We start from the raw sequence: 5,592 nt of genomic DNA on the forward strand, positions 1-5,592 counted from the left end.
CAGAATCAGCGCACTCATACAGAAGTCACCATTCACTTGACCCGGGGCCCACACCGATGAAAGAGGCCGGAAATCCGGAAATGATGACGGCCGGCGAGCCTCTGCCAGCTGCCCGGGCTTTTTCCTGACCTGTTGAGCCGAGCCTTTCAGGGATCGGCCGAGGTGGTCAATCCGTGCTGCGAACGAATAGTTGATGGTCTGCAACACCTGAACAGTACGGTCTCCGTGGAGCCCCGCGGGAATCCGTTTCCGCTGTTGACACCCCGCCCGGTACGGAGCCAAGTACGGAGCCCGGTACGGATTCCCGGGGCTGTGATTTCCTCCCGTTCTACGCGGCCTTGGCCAGGGTGGGCCTGTCCGGCAGGGGCGCGGTCCGGTCGGGTGCCTCGGTTCCGGGCACGGCCCGGCGTCCGTCGTGGCGTGGCCACAGCAGGAGGGCACCGATGGCGCCGGTCCCGGCGAGGGCCGCGAGGATGGACCAGGTGAGGGTGAACCCGGAGTTCGTACCGAGCCAGCCCGCGATGGGGTAGGTGATCAGCCAGGCCAGGTGCGACAGGGAGAACTGGGCTGCGAAGACCTCGGGGATCGCGTTCGGCGCGACGGTCGAGCGCAGGACGTTGCCGGTCGGTGTGATGACCAGCGCCATGCCGATGCCGATCACGGTCCAGACGACCGCCGTACCGGTCCAGGTGGCCAGGCCGGTCGCGAGGAGAGCCACCGCGGCCGCCGTGCCGCCGACGAGGACTCCGGCGCCGGTCACCATCACGGTGCGGGCGGCGATCCGGTCGAGAACCCGGGGCAGTACGAGGGCGGCCAGAAGGGTTCCGATGCCGGAGGCGGCCAGCATCCACGCGACGTCCGACTGCGAGCCGCCGAGTTCGTCGCGGACGTAGTTGACGGTGTTGACGACGACGATCGATCCCGCCGCCGCGACCACCAGGTTGAGCGCCATGATGCCCCGCAGCCGCGGTGTCCGGAGGAATGTCCTGATCCCTGCCGCGGCCTTGTCCCATACCCGGGTGTGGGCACTGGGACGGGCGTCGGGGATACGCGTCGACAGGACGAGCAGACCGGAGAGGAGGAATCCGGCGGAGGTGCCGAGGAACAGCCAGTTGAAGCTGATGAACGCCAGGGCGACCGCTGCCAGTACGGGGCTGAGCAGGCTCTCCATGGTGTAGGCGACCTGTGAGGCGGACAGGGCGCGCGTGTAGTCGGACTCATTGGTGACGAGGTCGGGGATGACGGCCTGGAACGTCGGGGTGAACGCCGCGGACGCGGCCTGGAGCAGGCCGATCAGGATGTAGATGTGCCAGACCTCGGTGACGAGCGGCAGCGCCAGGACCACGGCGGCGCGCACCACGTCGAGGAGGATCAGGAGAGTTCTTCTGGGGAAGCGGTCGGCGTACGCGGCGGCGAGGGGGGCTATCACGACGTACATGACCATCTTGACGGTCAGGGCGGTGCCGAGGACCGTGCCGGCGCGCGGGCCCGCGAGGTCGTACGCGAGCAGTCCGAGGGCCACTGTTGTCAGGCCGGTACCGAACAGGGCGATGATCTGGGCGCTGAACAGTCGGCGGTAGTCGCGGATGGCGAACAGGCCCATGGCGTGTTCCTTCCAATGTCCGGGTGGCGGGGCACGGCCCCGGGTGGGGGGCCGTGCCCCACAGCGGGAGGCTGGGATGTGTCTACGCATCGGTGTCGCTCCCCGATGTGAGGCCGGCGAGCAGATTGAAGGCACCGGTGAGGATGTTGAGTGCGACGACGCCGACGACATCGGCTATCGCGCGGTCGCTGTAGCCGTGCTCGCGCAACGCGATGACCTGTTCGTCGGTGATCGACGTCGGCTCGCGGTAGATCTGGAGGGCGAGGGCGATGATCGCCGCGATCGCGGGATCGGCCGAGGTGCCGGCGCGGGCTCGCTCGATCTCTTCCTCGTCCACTCCCATCGCGCGCGCAGCACTGACATGCGCGTCGAGACACAGCCCGCAGCCCTGCTGGACCTGGACGGCGATCGAGATCCGTTCGCTGATCTTACGGTTGAGCTTGGCTCGTCCCATGGCCCGGCTGAGCTGCAGATAGCCGCCCAGAACAGCGGGCGAGTGCGCCATCGTGGAGACCATGTCACCGATCTGGCCGTGGCGGGAGACAAGCTCGGTGAGCAGGTCGCGCGAGGCGCCGACCGCGGTATCGGGCGTGAGTCGGGTCAGGCGGGGCATGACGGTCCTTCCGGCGTGGAGGATGTACGTACGGGGGGTACGGGGGCGGGCGGGGCGCCCGGCGGGTCGAGCGCCCCCTGGCCGCGCCGTATGCCGAGGCAGTCGGTCGGTGACGTTCGTGCGCTCAGTGGTGTGCGTGGTGGCCCGGGTGCTCGGGTGCGGCCTGGGATGCCGCGTCCGAGCGGGGGGCGGTCGCGGTGGTCCGCACCGTGAACTCGGCCGTCCGGACGACGTCGTTGTGCTGGAAGTCCAGATAGAGGCGGTAGGTGCCGCCCGACGGCGCGGCGGCCATGAAGGTGATCTCGGGCCCCGGCTCGGTGATGCCGTCACCGGGCTCGCCCTCCGGATGGACATGGAGGTAGCCCAGGTCGCCGACTCGCAGCGCCACCAGGTGCCCGTACGCGCTCAGGTAGGGCTGGAGATCGGTGACATCCCGCCCGTTCCGGCTGACGGTGAGCGTCAGGTCGCTCGTCTCGCCGGGCACGAGTTCGCCGTCGAGGGTGACGGTGTACTCGCCGATGTGAGCGATGCGGCTGTCCTGGGAAACGGGCTGCGGGTCGTACTGCCCGGCGACCGAGGCGTCGATCCCCAGGGTCATGGTCCCGTCGTGACCGGCCGGATGGATGTCGGCGAAGAACCTCCAGTCTCCCGGTACCAGGGTCACCTCGACGCTCCAGGTGCCCCCCTCGTCCATCACCGGGTGCACATGCTGGAACCCGGTCGTATCGCGCCGGACGGCGATGAGGTGCAGTTTCTTCCCGTGTTCGGGGGTGAACTCGGTCACCGGCTTCCCGTCGGGACCGGTCACCCGGAAGGTGACCGTCCGCACCCCGGTGGGAAGGATCGTCGCGTCGAAGTCGAGGGTGTACCCGCTCTCGGAGACCGACAGCCCGCCGGGACGGGCTCCGCCGTGGCCGCTGTGGCTGGTCATGTCGTGGCCGGAACTGCTCATCATCGTGGCTCCACCTGTGTGATGCGTGCTGTGTGATATGTCTTCTGGCGTTGCCCGTCTTCGGGACATCCGTGCCAACACTATACCCCTAGGGGGTATTCCGGCCAGGGAGGTTTCCGTAGTCGGCGTGTCGTCGGGGAATCCCGCACCGGGGCTCCCCGCGGGGCGTCCCGCACCGGGTGCGCCGCCGCTCCCCGCGGCGCACGGGACCGCACCCGGCGACAGCACACGCACCGTCCCACCGCTGTCGGGGGCCGGGCGTGTACTGCCCTGAGACGTCTGTCGGGCGACGGAGGGACGAGGTGGAGCCGCTACTCCCGCGGGCGTGGATCCACCGCGCTCGCGCCGCGCTCGGCGATCTCCGTCCAGAATTCGATGGCAAGCTGCTCGAACCGGAGGCCGAAGGCGAGGGCGGCGGCCTGTGGGGGTCCGAACACCGAACCGGGCCCGGCGGCGTCGGGTGCGGACGTCTCCGGGGTGGGGGCCGATGCGAGGATCATCTCGTACTCGGCGAGCTTGCGGCGGTGTGCCTCCGTCTGCTGTACGGCGAGTCGACGCACCTGTGCCGCGGCGGACGCGCCGTCCTGCTGGAAGAAGATCCGCAGCAGGCCCTCGTCGCGGATCTCGGTGATGTGTTCGGTCGGCCCGGTGAGCCATCTGGCGAGAACGTCCCGCCCGGCGGGGGTGAGCGACAGCGTCCGCCGGCGGCGTCCGGCGCCCTCCCGGTCCTCGGTGACGAGTCCGTGGCGCACCAGCCGGGCGGCCTCCGCGTAGATCTGGGACCGGGGAAAGGCCCAGAAATGTCCGATGCTCTCCTGGATCTCGCGATCGAGCGCATACGGAGTGGCGGAGCCCGAGTGCTCCAGGAGGCCGAGTACGACGTAGGCACTGGCGGAGAGAACTGGCATGACATCTCCCGGTCTGGACGGTCTGAACCTCGGCGTTGCACGCCCGGCTCTGAAGTTGGAACATCTGAACAGTACAGGCTGCACGTTCGAATCTGACGATCGGAGTCATCGATGACCACGGCGATCCGCAATCCCTATCTGGAGGGCAACTTCGCCCCTGTCTCCGACGAGGTGAGCGTCAACGACCTGCCGGTGACCGGGACTCTGCCCGCCGAGCTGAACGGCCGCTATCTGCGGACCGGTCCCAACCCCGTGGGGCCCGTGGAGACGGGGACAGGCCATCACTGGTTCGTCGGCCAGGGCATGGTGCACGGTGTCCGGCTGCGCGACGGGCGTGCCGAGTGGTACCGCAACCGGTTCGTCCGGGGCGACGCTCCCGAGGACTCGCCCAACACCAACATCCTCGCCCACGGCGGCCGGCTCCTCTCACTGGAGGAGGGAGGCGGGGCGCCGGTGACGATCGCCCCCGACCTCGACCGGATGTCGACCTGGAACTCCGGCGGAGCGTTGCGCGCCGGGTACACCGCCCACCCGAAGATCGACCCGGTCAACGGGGAGATGCACTCCATCAGCTATCTGATCCGGCCCGGAGCGGAATACCTGCGCTACGACGTCATGGACGCCACCGGGAAGGCGACGCACACCGCCGAACTGCCTGTCTCCGGGGTGCCCATGGTCCACGACATGGCGATGACCGCCACCCGGGTCGTGGTCCTCGATCTGCCGGTGACCCTGTCGATGGACGCCGTGGGCCGCTTGGCGGCGGGAACACCGCGAAGCGGCGACGCGCTCCCGATGCGCTGGAACGAGGAGCACCCGTCGCGCGTGGGAGTGCTGCCCCGCGGTGGCACGGCGGATCAGCTCACCTGGATCGACGCGCCGCGCTGCTATGTGTTCCATGTTCTCAACGCGTACGACACCCCGGACGGCTCGATCGTCATGGACGTCGTCCGCTACGACACGGTCTTCCGCGATGTGCTCCGCGGCCCCGCCGACGGGCCGCCCGCCCTGGCCAGGTGGACCATCGCCCCGCACCGGGGCACCGTCTCCGAGCAGATCATGTCCGACCACAGCGTCGAATGGCCCCGGATCAACCAGGGACGGGCGGGGCGCTCACACCGCTACGGCTGGTTCGGCGGCACCGGTCCCAGCAGCCTGCGCCTGTCCGACGACGTCAACCGTGACCGTGGCGGCAGCTTCGAACCCGGACCGCTGGTCAAGTTCGACACCACGACCGGCGAAGCCTCGGCACACCACTTCGGAACCGGGCGGGTGACACAGGAGCCGACGTTCGTCGCACGACCCGGCGCCGGGGCCGAGGACGACGGCTGGATTCTCTCGGTCGTCCACGACGGCACCATCGATCGCAGCGAACTCGTCGTCCTCGACGCCGCCGACATCAAGGCCCCTCCTGTCGCACGCGTACATCTGCCGCGACGCGTCCCGTTCGGGTTCCACGGCAACTGGATCGACGACAGCGAGATCCACGACAGCGAGTTCGGCGTATAGCCGCCAT

Annotated in this window: 6 protein-coding genes; 1 reads left to right on the forward strand and 5 read right to left on the reverse strand. The window is 69.1% G+C overall.

From position 1 onward, the window contains the following. From ACWF94_RS31720 to ACWF94_RS31740, 5 genes are all read right to left on the reverse strand, one after another. Positions 1-204 (reverse strand): hypothetical protein (locus ACWF94_RS31720; RefSeq protein WP_453496292.1); only part of this gene is annotated, 204 nt, incomplete at its 3' end. A 124-nt stretch (positions 205-328) separates the two neighbouring features. Then, on the reverse strand, positions 329-1,603 hold the full coding sequence (locus ACWF94_RS31725; protein WP_453496295.1) for an MFS transporter: 1,275 nt from the start codon (positions 1,601-1,603) through the stop codon (positions 329-331). A gap of 82 nt (positions 1,604-1,685) precedes the next feature. After that, positions 1,686-2,216, reverse strand: a complete 531-nt coding sequence (locus tag ACWF94_RS31730) for a carboxymuconolactone decarboxylase family protein (RefSeq protein ID WP_453496298.1) — start codon at positions 2,214-2,216, stop codon at positions 1,686-1,688. A gap of 124 nt (positions 2,217-2,340) precedes the next feature. Then, positions 2,341-3,168 (reverse strand): hypothetical protein, encoded by an 828-nt coding sequence (locus tag ACWF94_RS31735; RefSeq protein WP_453496301.1) that lies wholly within the window; start codon positions 3,166-3,168, stop codon positions 2,341-2,343. A gap of 311 nt (positions 3,169-3,479) precedes the next feature. Further along, positions 3,480-4,076, reverse strand: a complete 597-nt coding sequence (locus ACWF94_RS31740; RefSeq protein WP_453496304.1) for a PadR family transcriptional regulator — start codon at positions 4,074-4,076, stop codon at positions 3,480-3,482. A gap of 111 nt (positions 4,077-4,187) precedes the next feature. On the opposite strand from ACWF94_RS31740, the gene ACWF94_RS31745 reads away from it, so the two are divergent. Further along, positions 4,188-5,585, forward strand: coding sequence for a carotenoid oxygenase family protein (locus tag ACWF94_RS31745; protein ID WP_453496307.1), 1,398 nt, complete (start codon positions 4,188-4,190; stop codon positions 5,583-5,585). Positions 5,586-5,592 lie beyond the last annotated feature (7 nt).

The organism is Streptomyces sp. NPDC055078 (assembly GCF_053607985.1).

Coding starts and splice junctions, on each gene's coding strand:
- ACWF94_RS31725 (WP_453496295.1), bottom strand. CDS start 1,603: ATGGGCCTGTTCGCCATCCGCGACTACCGCCGACTGTTCAGCGCCCAG.
- ACWF94_RS31730 (WP_453496298.1), bottom strand. CDS start 2,216: ATGCCCCGCCTGACCCGACTCACGCCCGATACCGCGGTCGGCGCCTCG.
- ACWF94_RS31735 (WP_453496301.1), bottom strand. CDS start 3,168: ATGAGCAGTTCCGGCCACGACATGACCAGCCACAGCGGCCACGGCGGA.
- ACWF94_RS31740 (WP_453496304.1), bottom strand. CDS start 4,076: ATGCCAGTTCTCTCCGCCAGTGCCTACGTCGTACTCGGCCTCCTGGAG.
- ACWF94_RS31745 (WP_453496307.1), top strand. CDS start 4,188: ATGACCACGGCGATCCGCAATCCCTATCTGGAGGGCAACTTCGCCCCT.